Origin of the sequence: Streptosporangium sp. NPDC048047 (assembly GCF_040653115.1) — a bacterium.
Lineage (GTDB): Bacteria > Actinomycetota > Actinomycetes > Streptosporangiales > Streptosporangiaceae > Streptosporangium.
Genome location: NZ_JBEZNH010000092.1, coordinates 1 through 17,225, shown reverse-complemented (window position 1 = coordinate 17,225; position 17,225 = coordinate 1). Strand labels below are relative to the sequence as shown.

At 70.2% G+C, this 17,225-nt stretch carries 15 protein-coding genes; 4 read left to right on the top strand and 11 right to left on the bottom strand.

All coding sequences use genetic code 11. From position 1 onward, the window contains the following. Positions 1 to 732: DUF5937 family protein (locus AB0D67_RS37695; RefSeq protein ID WP_362946809.1), on the bottom strand; the 732-nt coding region annotated here is incomplete at its 3' end. A gap of 65 nt (positions 733 to 797) precedes the next feature. Here AB0D67_RS37695 and AB0D67_RS37690 point away from each other — a divergent pair. Further along, the gene (locus tag AB0D67_RS37690) at positions 798 to 2,015 is read left to right on the top strand and encodes an MFS transporter (protein ID WP_362946806.1); all 1,218 of its coding nucleotides are present in this window, start codon (positions 798 to 800) and stop codon (positions 2,013 to 2,015) included. Positions 2,016 to 2,539: 524 nt separating this feature from the next. On the opposite strand, the gene AB0D67_RS37685 is transcribed toward AB0D67_RS37690, so the two are convergent. Both AB0D67_RS37685 and AB0D67_RS37680 read right to left on the bottom strand, forming a co-directional pair. Beyond that, positions 2,540 to 3,778, bottom strand: a complete 1,239-nt coding sequence (locus tag AB0D67_RS37685) for a hypothetical protein (RefSeq protein WP_362946804.1) — start codon at positions 3,776 to 3,778, stop codon at positions 2,540 to 2,542. Continuing rightward, complete coding sequence (locus AB0D67_RS37680) at positions 3,775 to 8,235, bottom strand: SNF2-related protein (protein ID WP_362946802.1); 4,461 nt, start codon at positions 8,233 to 8,235, stop codon at positions 3,775 to 3,777. Before AB0D67_RS37680 ends, AB0D67_RS37685 begins: the two co-directional genes overlap by 4 nt. Before the next feature lie 242 nt (positions 8,236 to 8,477). Between AB0D67_RS37680 and AB0D67_RS37675 the strand changes: the two genes are divergently transcribed. Further along, complete coding sequence (locus AB0D67_RS37675; protein WP_362946799.1) at positions 8,478 to 9,671, top strand: transposase; 1,194 nt, start codon at positions 8,478 to 8,480, stop codon at positions 9,669 to 9,671. A 564-nt stretch (positions 9,672 to 10,235) separates the two neighbouring features. Here the strand turns inward: AB0D67_RS37675 and AB0D67_RS37670 are convergent. The 5 genes from AB0D67_RS37670 to AB0D67_RS37650 form a co-directional block, all read right to left on the bottom strand. Continuing rightward, positions 10,236 to 10,463 carry a hypothetical protein gene (locus AB0D67_RS37670; RefSeq protein ID WP_362946796.1) on the bottom strand — a complete coding sequence of 76 codons (228 nt, stop codon included), beginning with the start codon at positions 10,461 to 10,463 and terminating at the stop codon, positions 10,236 to 10,238. An 86-nt stretch (positions 10,464 to 10,549) separates the two neighbouring features. After that, positions 10,550 to 11,236, bottom strand: a complete 687-nt coding sequence (locus AB0D67_RS37665; protein WP_362946794.1) for an HNH endonuclease family protein — start codon at positions 11,234 to 11,236, stop codon at positions 10,550 to 10,552. A gap of 475 nt (positions 11,237 to 11,711) precedes the next feature. Continuing rightward, positions 11,712 to 12,227: a hypothetical protein gene (locus AB0D67_RS37660; RefSeq protein WP_362946792.1), complete on the bottom strand. Its 516-nt coding sequence runs from the start codon at positions 12,225 to 12,227 to the stop codon at positions 11,712 to 11,714. Positions 12,228 to 12,303: 76 nt separating this feature from the next. Continuing rightward, a complete protein-coding gene (locus tag AB0D67_RS37655; RefSeq protein ID WP_362946790.1) occupies positions 12,304 to 12,639 on the bottom strand; it encodes a hypothetical protein in 336 nt (111 codons plus the stop codon). Continuing rightward, the gene (locus AB0D67_RS37650; protein WP_362946787.1) at positions 12,636 to 12,851 is read right to left on the bottom strand and encodes a hypothetical protein; all 216 of its coding nucleotides are present in this window, start codon (positions 12,849 to 12,851) and stop codon (positions 12,636 to 12,638) included. The genes AB0D67_RS37655 and AB0D67_RS37650 overlap by 4 nt, the downstream gene beginning before the upstream one ends. A gap of 534 nt (positions 12,852 to 13,385) precedes the next feature. On the opposite strand from AB0D67_RS37650, the gene AB0D67_RS37645 reads away from it, so the two are divergent. Both AB0D67_RS37645 and AB0D67_RS37640 read left to right on the top strand, forming a co-directional pair. Further along, positions 13,386 to 14,381, top strand: a complete 996-nt coding sequence (locus tag AB0D67_RS37645) for a recombinase family protein (protein WP_362946784.1) — start codon at positions 13,386 to 13,388, stop codon at positions 14,379 to 14,381. Continuing rightward, a complete protein-coding gene (locus AB0D67_RS37640) occupies positions 14,378 to 14,761 on the top strand; it encodes a hypothetical protein (protein ID WP_362946782.1) in 384 nt (127 codons plus the stop codon). The genes AB0D67_RS37645 and AB0D67_RS37640 overlap by 4 nt, the downstream gene beginning before the upstream one ends. 338 nt (positions 14,762 to 15,099) lie before the next feature. Here the strand turns inward: AB0D67_RS37640 and AB0D67_RS37635 are convergent, their stop codons facing one another. From AB0D67_RS37635 to AB0D67_RS37625, 3 genes are all read right to left on the bottom strand, one after another. Next, positions 15,100 to 15,384 carry a hypothetical protein gene (locus tag AB0D67_RS37635; protein WP_362946780.1) on the bottom strand — a complete coding sequence of 95 codons (285 nt, stop codon included), beginning with the start codon at positions 15,382 to 15,384 and terminating at the stop codon, positions 15,100 to 15,102. 240 nt (positions 15,385 to 15,624) lie between these two features. Continuing rightward, a complete protein-coding gene (locus AB0D67_RS37630; protein WP_362946777.1) occupies positions 15,625 to 16,350 on the bottom strand; it encodes a hypothetical protein in 726 nt (241 codons plus the stop codon). 233 nt (positions 16,351 to 16,583) lie between these two features. Further along, entirely contained in the window at positions 16,584 to 16,973 is a 390-nt protein-coding gene (locus AB0D67_RS37625) for a hypothetical protein (RefSeq protein ID WP_362946775.1), read from the bottom strand. Between the last annotated feature and the right edge of the window lie 252 nt (positions 16,974 to 17,225).

Sequence of the window (17,225 nt, the reverse complement as noted above, 5' to 3'; positions counted from 1 at the left end):
CAGCGCCCCGACGCCTCGTGCCGGATAGCGCACTGTGGTCTGGGTAGACGTCCTTTTCTTGATCAGCACGTAGGGTGAGCCGAGAACAACCGGCATGAGCACCAGCCCACCCGGACCGCGCTCCACGACACGCTCGACCCGCCACCGTGCTCCCCCCAGCTTCAGCTGACCATCGCGCCAGCTCAGATCCGGATGCAGGTCGGCGAACAACCTCTCGGCACCGCCCGCGGCCATTTGCTTGGCCCGATGGATGACATCCGCATCGAGTACGGCCCGGATCCGTGACCAGTGTGGCGCGATGAGCCGGTCGTGTACCGCGCGCAGTTCTGCGGCGATCGCACGCAGTCCCGCCGCCGGCTGTTCAGCAAGCGCGGCGGCTGATGCGGGGAGGCTTTCGCCGAACACGCGCCGAAGGCTGACTCGCACCTGAGATGCGGGCGTCCTGCACAACGCGGCAAGGTCGTCGTCGATGGATCCCCCCGAGCCGAGCGGGGCGGGAACCAGGAACTCCGGCCAGCCTGGCCGGTCGCTGAAGAGCAGTGGCCATGTATGCGAGAGATCCAGAGGATTTCTCGCGAGCTCATCCGCCGCCCACCGAAGCCACCGCAGGTGGAACGGGTTCCGATCAAGATCACCCAGCTGCTGCAGGCCGGACACGGTCTCCGACAACGGCGAGATCGCGAACCGGGTCGCCGCCAACTCCCTCACACCGAGATCGATCGTCAGCGCCACAGATCGAGTATGTAGCACTCGCCTAAATACTGTCGTGACGACGCCTGGCACCTGAAGATCACCCCATGGCACGGAACCTGACACAACGTGAGACCGAACCACGCTTGTCCACGGACTACTGGCGGTTGTGGTGGGCGACCGGTATCAACAGCGTCGGCGACGGGGCGTTCACCGCGGCTGTTCCCCTGCTGGCCGTCACGGTCACACGCGACCCCCGGCTCGTGTCGATCGTGTCCGCGGCGACATACCTGCCCTGGCTGCTGCTGGCCCTGCCCGCCGGCGCGCTCGTCGACCGGCACGACCGCGTCGCCCTCATGTGGCGCACTCAAGCGATCCAGGCATTGATCGTCGCTGTCATCGCGGTCCTTGCCGCTTTCGGCCAGATCGGCATCCCGGTACTCGCGATCACCGCCTTCGGGCTGGGAGCATGTACGGTCGTTTTCGCCAACGCGGCGCAAGCGGTGCTGCCGGACATCGTCGCCGAACCGCTGCTGCACAAAGCGAACGGACATCAGCAGGTAATCACCACGGTCGGCTTGCAGTTCGCAGGGCCACCGGTCGGCAGCCTGCTGTTCGCGGTCGCCGTGGCGTTGCCGTTCGGTGCGGACGCCGCCTCCTTCGCCCTGTCCGCCGCGCTGCTGGCGACGTTGCCCAGGCGCAGGCGCGAGCGAATCGAGCATCCACCGATGCGGACGGCGATCGCGGACGGCCTGCGCTGGCTGGCCCGTCACCGGCTGCTGCGCACCCTCGCCATCCTGCTCGGCGTCAACACCTTCTGCTTTCAGCTCGGCAACGTCTCCTTGGTCCTGCTGGCGACTCAGACGCTGCGCCTGGACGCGCCCGGTTACGGACTGCTGCTCGCCGGCGCCGCGATCGGCAGTCTGCTCGGGGGGTTGGTCAGCGCGCGCCTCGTCCAGAGGATGGGCGAGCTTTCCGCGCTCCTTGCCGCGCTTATCACGAACGTCGTCATCTTCATCGGGATCGGGCTGAGCCCCAACGTGATCGTGCTCGGCGCCCTGCTCGCCGTCAACGGCTTCGTCACCACGCTCTGGAACATCGTGACCGTCAGCCTCCGGCAACGGATCGTGCCGTCCGAGCTGCTCGGCAGGGTCAACAGCGTCTACAGGATGCTCGGCTGGGGACTGATCCCGCTCGGGGCGCTGGCCGGTGGGCTGGTGGCGCACCTATTCGGACTGCGCGCGCCGTACCCGGTCGCCGGGGCGCTGAGAGGAATCGCCTTGCTCGTCGCGATGCCTGTACTGATCCGTGCCATGCGTCGCTGAACCTTCGTGGACCTCGTGGGGCGGCGGTGGGAAACGATCAACACTCTCGCGGGAAGCGATCTTCCGTGCCCAGTCTCAGCCGCTGGCCAAACCCATTCGTGAACACCCCTTGCCGGCTCTGGAAGGAGCGCTCGCCTGGATACAGGAACCGGTCGCGCAGCACAGCGAGGTGTTCCTGCTCGCTACCGGTGATCTTTTCACGTGCCACGTCCATCGATGATGACATCGTCTCAGCGGGCCTGTGACCTGTTGATTCTCCGAAGAGAACAAGATCGGGTAAGGACTTTCTTGATGTCTGAAACCGTTGGTCTCGCTCGCACGAGGCCCGCGCCCACCCTGCCGGGTGCGGTCCGGTGCCGTCCCTGCTGATCTCCGGCCGGACCGGTCTGGGCGGCTTAGCCCTGCGCTGCGGCGTCAGGAGGATGGTCAACGGTCGCTGGCGTGTCTTTCGCCCGGGGTGCCGGCCATAGGCTCAGGCCGGGCTGTTGTGCTGCCCGGCGGTGCGAGCCGCTGGCTGCGGGGACCTACCTCGGCTGTCGTGGGCGGGTGCGGGCGTCCAGGGTGGTGAGCGCGTTCTGGTAGGCGTCGGCCGGGTCGTCGCTGGCAGGGGCGATGAGGTGCCAGTCGTGGCCGGCGGCGGCGAAGGGGTACCACCTGCCGTCATGTCCGTGGCGGATCTCGATGTCGGTCGCGGGGTCGGTGATGCGGTTGTCGGCGGTGATCAGCGCGGTGGCCGCGTCCGGGCGTAGCGGGGTGATGGCCGCGGCGGCGTGCTGGAGGAGCTCGGGGTCGTCGGGGTAGGGGTGGCGGGTGGTGTGGATGCCGGGGGCGCCGGCCAGCGCGTAGGTGTTCAACAGCCGGCGGAAGGCGTGGGGTTCCAGGTCGAGCCGGTAGGCGGTGATCTCTGCGCGCTCCCCGGCGGGCAGGGAAGCGGTCAGGCGCACGGCGTCGGCGACCGGGTCGGTCTCGAGCAGGGTGTTGTCGGCCAGAAGGTGCTGGGCTTGGCGGGCGGCTTCCCGCGCCAGGTGGCTGAGCAGCTGCAGGGAGGGGGTGGGCGCCGGGGGTTCGGGCAGCTCCAGGTGCGTGAAGGTCTGCGGGGACGCCTCGCCCTCGTCGATGGTGTTCGTGCGCGGGGCAGGGGGCGGTGCGGTGTTGTTCCAGTGTTGGTAGGCCTGGTGGGCGGCGATGTAGGGGCCTGCCGGGTGGGGCGGCGTGCGGGGCGAATCGTGCTGTTCGGGTGTCGGTGCGCTGGTGAGGTCGGGGGCGTGCAGGAGGTTGCTCAGCTGCCGGTGGGAAAGGCCACGCAACGTCATCAGCAGGGAGGGGGTGGCGTGCAGGCGCTGGGTGAGGGCGTGGCCGAGGGCGGCGGTGTGCCGGCACGGTGCTTGCCGGCAGTCGCAGGTGAAGGTCACCTGGGCGGCGCTGGGGGCGATGGGGACGCCGCCGGTGTGGGCGGGGTCGGCGAGGGCGGCGGGAAGCTGGCCTTTCAGCAGGGCGTCTTTGTGGCGGCTGCCTCTGAGGGCCGCGGCGAGCGTGTGTTGTTCCGCCGGGCTGATGGGGGTGATGCCGATGGTGGCGCGGGCGGGTTCGCCGTGGCGGGGGCTGATCAGGGCGCTGATCTGCCCGGGCTGGGAGTTCAGGCGGGCGGGGACGCCGCCGGACAGGTAGAGGGTGTGGCCCTGGGCGAGGGTGGCGGGGCTGGCGGTGGCCTGCTTGTGGGCCCTCTCCCAGGCCAGGGCCCACGGTGAGGTGACATCGGTCACCGGGGGGCTCCCAGGGTGATGAGTTCGGCCAGTTCGGCATCGGACAGGTCGGCGAGCGCGGTCGGCCCGTGTGCCAGGACGGCGTCGGCCACGGCGCGTTTGCCCTCCAGGAGGGCGTCGATGCGGTCTTCGATCGTCTGCTCGGTCTGCATCAGGTGCACCTCCAGGGCGCGGGTCTGGCCGATGCGGTGTGCCCGGTCGATGGCCTGGGTCTCCACGGCGGGATTCCAGGGCCGGTCGAACAGGATGACGTGGCCGGCTTGGGTCAGGGTCAGGCCGGTGCCGCCCGCTTTCATCGTGAGGATCATGACCGGGTTGCGGCGGGCCTGGAAGGCGTCGACGAGGGCTTGGCGGGCGTGGCCGGGCGGGATCTGGCCGTGCAGGAACAACGGCTCGATGCCCTGGGCGCGCAGGTGGGTCACCAGCAGGCGGCCCATCGCGGCGTAGCCGGTGAACACCAGCGCCGACTCATCCGCCGCGGTGATCTGGGACAGCAGCTCATCCACAGCGGTGAGCTTGCCCGAACGCCGCCGCTGGACCTGCGGGTCGTAGGAGGGGAGGTCGTGGCTTTCGCGCAGGTAGTGGGCCGGGGTGTTGCAGATCTGGCGCAGCTGCGTGAGCAGGGTGAGGACCAGGGCGCGGCGCTCAGCGCCTGCTTCAGCGGCGCGGATCTGCTGCATGGTCTGGCGCGCCACCGCCTCATACAGGCCGACCTGCTCGCGGGTGAGGGCCACATAGCGGCGGCTGATGACCTTCTCGGGCAGTTCCTTGAGGATGTGCGGGTCGCTTTTGCGGCGCCGCAGCAGGAAGGGGGCCAGCACGCGGGCCAGCCGGCGGGCGGCCTCACCGCCGGGGTCACGTTCGATGGGGCGGGCGTAGCGGTCGTTGAAGGTGCGGTGCGTGCCGAACAGGCCGGGGTTCGTCCAGTCCAGGATCGACCAGGCCTCCATGACGCCGTTCTCGACGGGGGTGCCGGTCAGCGCGATCCGGGCTTTGGCGGTCAGCCGGCGCAGCTGCTGGGCGGTCAGCGAGCGGTGGTTTTTGACCTGCTGGGCCTCGTCGGCGACGATCAGGTCGTAGCTTCGGGTGGCCAGGGTGTCGGCGTCGCGTCGCAGCGTGCCGTAGGTGGTGATGATGACCTCATCGGCGCTCACGCCGTCGAGGGTGCGGCCGTCGCCGTGGTAGCGGCGGGTGGGCGTGGCCGCAGCGAAGCGGGCGATCTCGCGTTCCCAGGTGGCGAGCATCGACGCCGGGCAGATGACCAGTGTGGGTGCGGCGCGTGCAGTGTGCTCGCGGCGGTGCAGGTGCACGGCGATGGCGGTGAGGGTCTTGCCGGTGCCCATGTCGTCGGCCAGGACCGCGCCGAAGCCGAGGCGGGTGAGGTTGGCAAGCCAGGCCAGTCCCCGCCGTTGGTAGTCGCGCAGTGTCGCCGTCAGCGCGGCGGGGGTGGGGATGAGCTGGTGGGAGCCGACGCGCAGGAACTCCACCGCATCGGCCAGCGCGTCGGCCGGTTCGCACGCCACCAGGTCCCCGTCGACGGTGAGGCTGCCGGCCAGGGCCGCGGTCAGGGCCTCAGCCGCCGGGAGGGTGCCCAGGTCGCGTTGGGCGGCGCGGTGGGCGGTTTGCGGGGTGACCAGCAGCCAGCGGCCGCGCAGGTGGACCAAGGCGCGGCCGGTGGCGGCCAGGGCGTCCATCTCGGCGTCGGTCAGGGCCTCGCCGTCGACGGTCAGCTGCCAGCGCACGTCCAGGATGTTGTCCAGGCAAAAAGCGCTGTCGCCGGCACCGGGTGCGGGGCGGGGGCTGAGCAGGGTGCGGGTGCCCAGGGCGTGGGCCCACTGTTCGGGCCAGGTGATCTCGATGCCGGCCCGGGTGAGGTTCTGGCCCATCTCGCCGAGCAGGAGCGCGGCTTCGGCGGCGCGCACCGTGAATCGACTCGGTCGGTCGTGTTCCAGGAGGCGCTGCAGCGGCGGCCAGAAACGGGCGGCGGCGCGCAGGAAGCGGCGGATGCGCTCCAGCTGGAGGGGGTCGGCGCCGTGCTCGGGCAGGTACTGCTCGGCGTCGACGAGCCGGGGCGGGCCGCCGGGTGAGGTGGTCTTGATCCGCAGCACCGCCCACAAAAGCTCGGTGTCGCCGGGGCTGGCGGCGGGCGGCGGTTTGATCGCCAGGACCAGGCCGAGCGGCGGGTGGGGGTCAAGGAGGGCGGCGATCTGGTCGCTCCACCCCAGCAGCTCCGGACGCTGGGGGCGGCCGTGAAGCGCGGTGTAGGGGGCCGAGCCGAGCGCGTACGCGCTGCCCGGGCTCCGCACGAGCGCATCAGCCAGGGCGTCCAAGACGCGGCGCACCACAATGCGCGGCGCCCACAGGCGGTAGGGGGTGCGGGCGGCTGCGACGCAGTGGGCGTAGGGGGGCATCGCCTCAGTGAGCCCGGCGGCGTCGGCCCGCTGCCGAGACGTCAGGGGTCCCAGGCGCCAGGTGTCGTATCCGGCGGAGTCGGTGCCCGGGTACACGCGCTCTTGGGCGATGGCCTCAAGGCCCAGGCGCACAACGGCCCGCCAGATCTGCGCGCTGGGGTGCAGGCCTTCTCCCGTCAGCCGGGCCAATACTCCGGCCAGCAGCCTCAGCGGCACCGCCCATACCCGGGCCGCCGTGGCGCGCACGCCGACGCCGACGCCGGGCAGCACCAGCTCGAGGTGTTCTGTCCGCAGCGGCGCGGGTAGGTCGGCCTCGGCCATGGGGTCGCCGTCAGGGCGGTAGAGCACCAGTCGGGCGGCGCTGCCGCTCAGGTCCGCGCTCACCGCGGCCCCCGCCCGCAAGGCCTCCTCCAGCAGCCGCACGGCCCGCAGCGTCTGCGTGGGCGTGTGCGCAACCAGCGCGACCGGCGGGGACGGCGTGAGGGCCGCTGTCGTGGGCGGGGCCGACGTCGGTGATGCGTCCTCGTCCTCGGCGGGCGCGGCGGGTGTCAGTGCCAGGCGGGCGAGCAGCGCCCGCGCGGCCTCCAGGTAGGAGGTGCGCTTGTTCGGCGCGCACCCTTGGGCCTGAACCCTCTGCTCCTGATAGCGGCACGACAGGGTGCAGCAAAACTGGCGCCGATGCGCCGGGCCGGTGGTTGAGTAGTCCGCCTCGACGTCGGTGATGACGCCCTTTTGCTGTAAGGAGTTCAGCGCGCCGCGGGGGTCTTTGCCCGCCGCCGGCGGCGTGATCGCGGGCACCGCCTGCCGGGGCGCGGTCGGCCGGGGCTCATCGGCGGCGACGATCAGATTCAGCAGCGCGTGGGCCGCCTGCTCACGCGCCGCGCTTTTACTCAGCCCGTTTCCTGTCGCGGTGAGGTCGCGGCCTTTGAAGCGGCAGGTGCCCTGGCAGGTGAACAGCGGCTGCGTGCCGCTGACTGCGGGGGGGACCTCCCAGGCCACGTCGGTGATCAACCCGATCTGCGTGAGCTCGTTCAACGCGCTGAGCGGGTTCTTGCCCGGCGCGAGCGGCCCCACCGGCGGCGCAGGCTCCGGTGCCTGCGCAGGCTCCGGCAACGCCAGCCCGGTCAGCTGAGCCACGAGGGCGGCCGCGGCGGTGCGGCGGGCGTGCTTTTTCGAACGCTGCGGCCCGCTGTCGGCGCGCAGGAGACCGGCGCCGCAATCGTAGGTCAGCGTCGTGTGAAACCGCGTCTGGTCCTGGGTGGCTGCCGGGATGACGGTGTCTTCGTACACCGGGGTGGGCCCCTCGGCGGCGGTCGCATGGAGGTTGAGGATCGCCGGTGCGAGCCCTTCACCGACGGCGACCACATCCATGATGGCCCGGCGGGCCGGCTCCCACTGCGGAGCCGGTGCCTGAAACAGCACCAGGTGCATATCGCGCGCATCCAGCATGCCGGCGCTGGCCCGGGCCGCGATCTCTGCCGCCATGGCCGGTGCCACGGCGGCCTGCGCGCACGCCTGCCGTAGCTGCGCGCGGAAACCGTCGGCCGACAGCGTGACCGCCGGCGCCACGGACGCGGCGGCACCGGCGACGACCGGCTGCCAGTGAGGGCCATCGCTGGATTCCTGCACCACCGGCTGAACCGCGCACACATGCCCCAGCAGGCTCACCGCGGCCTGGTGCCGAGCCGCCTTGAGCTGGTCGGCGTAGACGGCCAGACCGTGGACGAACCCCTCCGGAGTCCGCCACCCCGCCTGCGCCCCGAAACGGCCCGACCCTTGGGCGGTCGGCAGTGTGCGCAGCACGAACACCGCTTCGGCCGCCTGGGCTTGTGAGACGAGAACGGCAGTGGCACGCTCCGGAGCCGACGCGGCCAGCGCCGTCCACGCAGCCGAGCGGGCCGCATGCACCTGCGCGGATGCGGCCGTGCTGTCCAGCAAAAGAGTCCGCAGGTCTCGGGTACGCAACCGGCCCGTCCCGGCCCGCCGGGTCACCTCGGCAACGAACGCCTCCGGCCACAGGCCGTCCGCGTGCGCCCGAGACAGCAAGCGGCTGAACTCCCGCTCCTCCAGCCGCCGAAACGCGGCCGCATCACCGCCGCGAAGCTCCCGCTGTTCTTTGTCCTGGGCGCGTTTCTTGAGGAAATCGGCGGTCGTCAGCGGAGTGGGCCGGATCGTCACCAGACACCTACAGCGTGGATGCCCCGTCCTTCAGGGCGGGGAGGAAACGCAGAACGGCCCGGCACGGTGGCCTCCCGGTTTTGTCGGAGGGTTCCGTTAGGTTGATCGGTATGTCCCGCTATCGGCTTCGGCCTTCGCCTGCCCAGGAAGTGGCGCTGGCGGAGCATTGCGGGCACGCCCGGTTCGTGTGGAACCTCGCCGTGGAGCAGCACGCCCACTGGCGTCCGGGCATCAGGTCCGCCCCGGGCTTCGCCGAACAGTGCCGTCAGCTCACTGAGGCGCGCGCCGAGTTCGCGTGGCTGCGAGCGGGGTCGATCATCGTGCAGCAGCAGGCGCTCAAAGACTTTCACCAGGCGATGGCGAACTTCTTCGGCAAGACCCACAAACGGCCGACGTGGCGCAGGCGCGGTCACAGCGAGGGGTTCCGGATCGTCGCGGTCAAGCCCGGCCATGTGCACCGGGTGTCGCGCAACGCGGGCGAGGTCAAGGTCCCCAAGGTGGGGTGGGTGCGGTTCCGCTGGTCGCGCGCCGTCCCCGATGGCGTGAAGTCCTATCGCATCACCCGCGACCGGGCCGGTCGCTGGCATGTGGCGTTCGCCGCCGTCCCCGAACCGCTTCCCGCGCCCGGCACCGGCGAGGTCGTCGGCGTCGACCGGGGCGTCACCGTCTCGGCCGCGCTGTCCACCGGGGAGCTGCTGCACGCCCCCGCCCTGCGGCAGGCCGAGAAGGGCCGCCTGGTGCGGCTTCAGCGCAAGCTCGCCCGCGCCAAGCGCGGATCCAACCGCCGGGCCACGGTGAAGGCCGCCATCGCCCGGCTGAAAGCCCGCGAGGCCGACCGGCGCAAAGACTGGATCGAGAAGACCAGCACCGACCTCGCGCGGCGTTTCGACGTCATCGCGATCGAGGACCTCACGATCAGCGCCATGACGCGGTCGGCACGCGGCACCCTCCAAGCACCAGGAAAGAACGTCCGCCAGAAAGCCGGCCTCAACCGGGGCATCCTCGCCGCCGGGTGGGGCCGGCTCGTGACCCGGCTGGAGCACAAGGCTCCCGGCCGCGTCCGGAAGATCAACCCGCGTTACACGTCGCAGACCTGCAACGCCTGCAAGCACATCGCCCGAAAGAGCCGCGAGAGCCAAGCCCTCTTCCGGTGCGTCGCCTGCGGGCGCCAGGCCAACGCCGACGTCAACGCGGCCAAGAACATACGCGACATGGCGGCAGGGCATGCCGTCGCTGCACGGGGAGGCCCGCCGTTGGGCGGGCCGGTGAACCGTGAACCGCAACCTGTCCTCCTGCCAGCGTAGAGACGGTTGGAATCCCCCGCTTTCAAGCGGGGGAGGATGTCAAGTCGGCGAAAACCTCCCGATCGGTGAATGAGCCGCACAGGCCGTCAACAGTCGAACCGAGCCAGGCGCGGCACACCACCGGGTCCGGCGGCGCCGGTCGGATCACGCGCCTGGCCGCCTGGACAGGCGGCCTGCATCGATCACCGTAATCGAGGTCGCGTCCGCAGCGCAGGTCATCACCTCAGTGCGGGGCGGGCACGGCCTGCGAACGTATCTGGGCGATGGCCGCGCAGACCATTAGCCGGTCGTCGCTGCCGCCTCAGCACACAGGAGTCGGCCCTGCGGATCCGCCCCGATCAGCGGATGCGAGCCGTGCCCCGGTTACCCGCGCCTGCTCACCTGTCCAGGCTGGCGCAAAGCTGAGCTCGCCTCGCTTCTCCGGGTCGGCTCCGCTCGTGAAGACCCCGGTGCGACGAACCGCCGTGGGCACCGGCCGGGCACGGGTACTTCACAGCCCTGGAGTCAGTACTCACCATGCTCTGCCGTTTCCGCCTGAGCTCTGGCCGGTGGGAGACGCGCGGGTTATGGCAGCGTGCCGCCGGGGAGTCCTTCGGGCAGGCCGCGGCGAATCGCGCGCAGCAGGGCGGCGCGCGCCGAGCGGGCGGTGCGTTCTTTCAACGCGACGGGGCTGCCGGTGAGGGTGTACCACTCCTCGGCGCCGGCGTACTGCACCCGCACCTGCAGCTGGTCGTCACTGACCTCGGTGCTCATCAGGAGCTCTCCGGTGATCACCCCGACCTCATCGGTCATGACCCCGCCCGGTCCGGCGACGGCACGCACCTCAGAGCGGCGGCTACTCATCACATTTCCCCCTTTTTCCGCCGCTCATCCGGCATTCATCGGGCCCGAGCCGTCCCGGCCACGGGCGCCGGGCAGGTGTTCAGCATCTGGCGCAGCGTGGTCTTCTCCGCAGCGGTGACCGTCAGGCTGTAGTGCTGTTTGACCTGTACCCAGGCGCGGGAGTACAGGCACCAGGAGGTTCCTAGCGGCGGCTGCCACTGATCGGGGCTCTGGTCGCCCTTGGAGCGGTTAGAGGCAGCCGAGACGGCGATCAGCTGCGGCCGGGTCAGGTCGTTGGCGAACGCCCGGCGTCGCTGGGTGCTCCAGGCGTCGGCTCCGCTGCGCCAGGCGTTCGCCAACGGAACGACGTGGTCGATGTCGACGCTGGCGGCCCGAGTGTAGCGGCGACCGTCATACAACGACTTCCACACCCCGGAGACGGCCCGGCACTCGCTGTCGCGTTCGACGCCCTGGCCGTCGCGAGCCAGCACCACCTCCCGGGTGTCGCAGCCTGCGCCTTTACGGGACTGGCTCATCCAGTGCGGAAACTTCGCGCGGCTGTAGCCCGTCATGGCGCGGGGCGCGGCGACCGTCAGCGCCTCCAGGGCGTCGCGGGCCGCGGCCGCGGCGATCGGGGTCGGCAGACGCGCGGCGCCGGCCTGGTGAGCCGGTGCGGCCACGGCCGCCGAAGCGGGCAAGGGAGCGGCGGTGATCAGCACGCCGGACAGGACAACAGCGCTCATACGCCGGGGGGTCAGCACACCCTGATGGTTCCCACGGGCCGCCGGCTCTAACGACATGATCGGCGTCGTCGGCCAACGGGCAGGCCGCGCGCCCAGCTGTTCACCGACGGCTCAGCCACCTTCGCCATCCACCCCACCGCCATCCCCGCGGCAGTCAGTGACACGTTCACGGTGCGCCTGCGCCCGACCTTCACGGTTCGGGGCTATTTCATCTTTTCTGAGCCCGGCGGCCCGGGGAACTTCCGACCAGTCTGCTTCACGTCGGCCAGGGACCACCCTGCGTCAGTACGACGTCCCGTGGTCCGGAGCCACTCCTCCACGTCCGGCCACCACCAGACTGGGCCGAGACGGAGCTCCGCCACGGGCTGGGGAAAGTCCTTGCTCCGCTTCCGCCACATGGTGACAACGGGCCGTTGCACCCCCGCCCGTAGGCAGATCTCCAGGTAACCAACCAGCGGGAGCGGCTCCTTTTGACTCATGCTTCCCCCTTCGGGCCACCAGAGGCGGTGTAGCCCTCAGCTGCACGGATCAACCGGTGCAGCTCACGAACGCCCCACCGGCCGGCCGCGTCGCTGAACCCGCGGGTGATCTCGGAGGGCATGGGGTGCTTGGCCCCCTCCAGCAGATCACCCACCAGCAGCTCGCCGAGGTGCCGAGTCCAGATCTTCGTCGTGCGGTCCCGCTCACGCCGGGTGTTGATCTCCGTGCGCCACGCCTGGTTGAGCGCGGCGTACTGGGCCTCGGTGCCGTCGACGAGGTAGAAGCCGTGGGAGAGCAGCTCGTCGTCGTCCAGACCGAGTTCGAAGTGGTGGATCTCCCAGTCACCGAGGTACTGGCCGATCACGCAGTGGGATCCGTGCTCCATGTCCACGACGGTCGGCTCGACCACCCAGTGCCAGTTGATCGCGTGCTCGTCCATCACCGTCGCGCCGGCCGCGGCCCGCTCCTCGTACTCCTGGAGCTCGGGCAGGACGAAGACCAGTACGGACATCTTGTTCTCCTTCGGTATGAGGGCATGAAGAAGGGCCCGCCGAAGAATCGACGGGCCCGAGGATTTCGGGGAGGGATCAGGCTGCGGTGAGGTGGCGCTCGATCTCCTCCGACCACATCCGCTGGAGGTAGTCCAACGTCATGGAGTAGTTGCCGTAGAAGACGCCATCTGCGTCAGGGGTGTCGAGCCAGAATCCGTACTGCTCGGCGACCCGGTCCATCCAACCCCAGCCCGCGCCGAGGTCGCAGTAGTGGCCGAACACCTGCCCAGCCACGCACATGGTGCGGCTGTTCATGTTCAGCCGTGGGCGGCTGATCCCGTGGAACCAGCGCGGGGCCACCTCATCGAGCCACGCCGCTTCGCGGTCCCGCTGCTCGGCCAGCTCCTCATCGGTCACCATCCACAGGCTCATCGGGCCTCTCCCAGCATGTCGGCGAGCGCCTGGGCGACCGCGTGAGCAGCGTCGTCATACTTCAGGTAATCGCTCACAGACTCCGACCGGCTCACCTCGGGGCGCGCATCCCGCCATTGCTGAAGCAGCTCTCGCAGCCGGGGGAATGGGTTGGCCTTCTGGACCACGGCCGCGTTCTCGGCGGCCTCTTGCTCGGTCTCACCGTCGCCCATGACCTTGTCCCAGATACGGCACATGGCGGCCCCACCGCGGCGTCGATGCCGTCCGCTACGACCGGGCCTGACCCCTGACGCCGCCGCGGTGGCGGTGTTGCGTTCCCGCTTGCCGTGCGGGGGGCGCGCATGGCACCGTAAAGCTCGTTCCGATCACGACCCCGCCCCGGCACGCCGGGCGGGGGACGCACATCACAGGCGGCCGTTGCGCCGGTTGTCTGTCGGCCCCGCAGGAGCGGGGACGCTCCCCACATGCGTGGGGGTGGAGCCCATCACGAGATGGGCTCTCCTCGGCGTCCCCTCGACCATGCAAGGACGGGCCCATGTTCGACCCCCCCCATCGATCTCAGCGACCTGCCCGGCTATCAGGCCGCCGCCAGCACCCGACCGGCCAGAACGGCATTTTTGGGTCGTTGCTCGACGCGCGATAATCAAGATCCCCGCTCCTCGATCGCCGGGCAGCTCGCCGAGGCCTCCACGCTGCTGGCCCCCGGTGAGACGTTCACCGCCCACTTCTGGGACGTGGAGTCGGGCATGCTCGGCCTGGATGAACGCAGCCAGGGCTCCGCCGATGACTACGCGCGGCTCGGCGTCGCCGTGCCCCGCGACGGCGGATTGCGGGAGCTGCTGGAGTGGGCCGAGCGCGGCGAACTCGACCGGGTGGTGTGCGAACGCATCAGTCGCGTCGCCCGCGACATGCTGCCCAGCCTCCAGGTCGAATACCACCTGGCCTCCCGCGGGGTGACGCTGGAGTGCGCCAACGAACCCCGGGGCGGGATGGCAACCGGGCAGCTGGAACTGCGGCGCACTGCCCAGGTTCGGGCCGAGATCTACCGGCATGAGCTGCTGGAGCAGTCCATGCGCGGCCAGCGCCAGCACACCGCCGACGGCTACCGGCACGGCCCGGCCTGCTACGGCTACGTCGCCGTCGTGGATCCTGATGCCCCGCCGGCCGCCAACAGGTTCGGCGGCGGCCGCCCGAAGATGCGCCTGGCGCTGCACCCCGACGCCCGCCGCGCCGACACGGTGCGGGAGGTCTTTCGGCTCCGCCGCGTTGAGCGGCTGCCAGATGGGGAGATCGCTCGTGTGCTGGCCGCGCACCTTGACCGGCATCCGTTGGCCGAGGGGCAGGTGCCGTGGGCCGCACGACGAGTCCGGAAAATGCTCTTTCAACCTAAATACACCGGTTTTCAGGTTTTCAACCGGTGCGCGGCCAGAACGAACCGCAGCCGGATGAACCCCATCGCCGAGTGGATCTGGTCTCGCCAGCAGGCCCACCCAGTGATCGTGCCTCTCGAGCAGTGGCACCAGACTCAGCTGGTGACCGCACAGCTGCGCCAGCGCCAGGCGCCAGGCTGGGATCGCGTGCGCGAGGCCGCCGCCCAGCGGGGGATCGAGCTCACGACGGTACGTCAGAGCGACACCCACATTCTGTACGAGGCCGCCGGCCGCCGGCTCGTGCTGCCTCACGGGGACCTGCCGGCCGCGGTGGCCGATGAGGTCATCACCGCCCTGGAGGCGATCGCGTGACCGGCGACGAACCCGCGGCCGACCTTGCCCCCGAGCAGGAGGACGTCGTCGTGTCGGCTGTCCGGCTGGAGCGGCGGTGGATCACCCGGGCCGATGCGCACGGCGTCGTCGTACACGGCCGTACGCTGCGCGAGCTGCAGGCCAGCGCACAGCAGGCGCTGGCGCTGCGCCTCGGTACCCTCACGGCACCGCCCGTGCGGCTGCGTCCGCAGTCGGCCGAGCTCGACGCGCTCGCCGCGGCGCGTCTGCGCTACGAGACCGCCCTGCGAGAGGCGGTGCAGGCGCTGCGGGCGGAGGCGACCTCCTGGGCCGACACCGCCCATGCCTGCCAGGTCCGCGTCATCGACGCCCAAGCGGCACTGCGTGACCACCCCGGCTGAGGCGACCGCGCAGATCACTGTGCCGCGCCCGGCCGCAGGTGCTGCGCACCGCACCGATGCGAGAGGAATCTTGCCCGCTATAGCGTCTGGCCAAGACACGGTGACGGCCCTCATCGCCCGGGAAGCCACCGGTGGCCGGGCGCTTACACCGGCGCCTCGGCAACCACCGACCCGATGCGGCCGCCCAGCGGCTCTCAAGGCCGATGCCCGGCTATGCCGGGCATGAAGACGCGCACCCGTAACCGGTGCCGCTCCACCTCCTCCGCCGCCTACGGAAGGAGTTCTCATGACCCCAGATGATCAATGCCACGGGGTGCCTGCGGAGGGCATGGGGGCGGTCAGGCGTCGGGGTCGACGTCGGGGTGCGTGAACCGCACGGGCTTGCCCAGCGACCGGGCGTAGGCGATTTCGGCTCGGGCGCTGTCTCCGATGCAGTCGCCGACGACGAGCACCTCATCGGCGAGCCGGATCTTCGCCCGGTGCAGATCACCGAGCCGAACCTTCAGTGCCTCGGCCTCGGCCTCGGCAGGATCGGCCCACAGTTCGTGCGGCGACGTCATGTCGTAACTCGGCTTGACGACGATCTTTCCAGCTGTGGTCTCCCGCAGAGCGGCCTCGGCCATCTCGGCCATGAAACGGGTGGAGCCGCAGATCACCTATTCTCGCCGGTCTCCACGGCGAGTCCCTGTCGCAGGGAGAGCTGACGGACAACATCACAACCGTGCAGGATCCTGCCGGGCCGGCCATCCCTGCCAGCAGCGAACCGCGACAGCCCAGGCCGCCGTGTACCCGCCAACCCGCTCGCCGAAGAGGCGGTCGTGCGGCCTGAACCCTTGGGAGCCTGACACCGTTCGGGACGGTAGTCAGCAGCGGCAGATGGCCTCCAGGTCCCTCAACGTCAGCTCCTGTCGTTGTCCGGCAGCCTCGCTACGGACCCATGCGTGGATCCGCGGGTCCAGGTCGTCGGAGGGGTGCACCGAGGCGGCGGTGTTTCGCCCATCGGAGTCGACCAGCTGCTGGAGGTAGGCGGCGAACGCGGTGCTGCCCCCGGTGCCAGAGTCTGGTCCGGCGCCGTAGCCACGCCTTTCCCGCTGCGGCAGGAACGACAACACGCCGGCGGCGGTTCGCACCCAAAACAGGCCGTGGTCAATGACCACGGAGGAGAAGACATCGCTGGGGCGCAGGTCCAGCGGCGTATACGTGGTGTAGGTCCAGCGGTCGTTAACGCCGCCGGAGCCGCGGAAATGCCGGCCGACAACGGGCAGGCCGAACTCCATGTCATACCAAGTACGGCGGCAAGTGCAGCCCACCCCTTTGATCGCCGAAGGGCTGTCTTTGTCCTCATCCACGCACCGGTGGAACAGCTTGGGGATCTCCTGGTTGTCCACGAGCGTGGCGTGCAACGGGTTCGGCTCGCACCGCTCAAGCCTGCTCAGCCACTCCTGGACGTACGGGGAGTGCCTTTCGATGGAGAGCGTGGCGTTCCACGCGGCGCCCGCGATGCCGATCGAGGGCTCGGTGTAGAGGACGAAGTGGGTGTAGCCCTTGCGGGGGTCGGTGAGATTCAGGTCTGGGTGCATGGCGTTCAACGGTCGTCTCTTTCTGGGGTGGTCGGCGGTTGACTGATCGATTGGTCAGCTGGCCGGGGAGCGGCCGGTGGTGTCTGTTCCGGGCGGCCCGTTGGCGGTGATGTCAGATACGTGAATCGGCGTCCGGCCGCAGCGCGTAGGCCGCCCACCGCTTCCCCTGCGACGATGAGACACACCTTCGGCCTCTCCTAGGGGGCTGCAGACGGCTGGGATAAGGGGAAATGGAAGGGGGTCTAGTCGCTCATCCACGCCTTGAACTCCGGGCAGGCGGCAACCCACACCTCGGGGTCGCGCGTTTTGTCCGCATCACGGCTCGGTACGCCTGGCACGAGCCCGACGCTGAAGCCGGCTGCGTACAACACATCCGCCATCGCGCGCTCCATGGCGACGGTGGTAGCCCTCTCAAGCCGCGACAGCGGGTGATCGGGATGGTCCACACCGCGATTCCATGCCAGATTGTTGAACCGCTCCTGCGGCCACCACATCAGACGCACCTGCGAGCCCCGCACGACCATGTCGTAGCCGCCTGCGGCGTCGTCGCCCTTTTGGGGTATCCCGACGCGGGCGAAGAGCTGGCGAACATCGTGTGCGATCGTCTCGCCCGTGCTGGTGGAGGGAGTCATGAACGCACGGTAGATCGGCAACCACGACGGCGCTGCCGATTTCCGCCGATAGGCTGCCGGGCGGGGTCCCTCTGGGGTGCCTGGTGGGGCCGGCGGCTACGTGATAGGCCCTGGTGCGGCGGACCGAATGGCCACAGCGCCGCAGGAGTACCTCACGCGGGGCGCCGGCAGTACGGGGCGGGAAATCCGTCGAACCTTCCGCTAATGGGAGCTACCGGGTCGGCTGATCAGGCAGACTCGGTGCCTGGTAGC

Bases quoted from the DNA above. Each gene is read 5' to 3' on its own strand.
- AB0D67_RS37690 (WP_362946806.1), top strand. From the start codon at position 798: ATGGCACGGAACCTGACACAACGTGAGACCGAACCACGCTTGTCCACG.
- AB0D67_RS37675 (WP_362946799.1), top strand. From the start codon at position 8,478: ATGTCCCGCTATCGGCTTCGGCCTTCGCCTGCCCAGGAAGTGGCGCTG.
- AB0D67_RS37670 (WP_362946796.1), bottom strand. From the start codon at position 10,463: ATGACCGATGAGGTCGGGGTGATCACCGGAGAGCTCCTGATGAGCACC.
- AB0D67_RS37665 (WP_362946794.1), bottom strand. From the start codon at position 11,236: ATGAGCGCTGTTGTCCTGTCCGGCGTGCTGATCACCGCCGCTCCCTTG.
- AB0D67_RS37660 (WP_362946792.1), bottom strand. From the start codon at position 12,227: ATGTCCGTACTGGTCTTCGTCCTGCCCGAGCTCCAGGAGTACGAGGAG.
- AB0D67_RS37655 (WP_362946790.1), bottom strand. From the start codon at position 12,639: ATGAGCCTGTGGATGGTGACCGATGAGGAGCTGGCCGAGCAGCGGGAC.
- AB0D67_RS37650 (WP_362946787.1), bottom strand. From the start codon at position 12,851: ATGGGCGACGGTGAGACCGAGCAAGAGGCCGCCGAGAACGCGGCCGTG.
- AB0D67_RS37645 (WP_362946784.1), top strand. From the start codon at position 13,386: ATGCTCGGCCTGGATGAACGCAGCCAGGGCTCCGCCGATGACTACGCG.
- AB0D67_RS37635 (WP_362946780.1), bottom strand. From the start codon at position 15,384: ATGGCCGAGGCCGCTCTGCGGGAGACCACAGCTGGAAAGATCGTCGTC.
- AB0D67_RS37625 (WP_362946775.1), bottom strand. From the start codon at position 16,973: ATGACTCCCTCCACCAGCACGGGCGAGACGATCGCACACGATGTTCGC.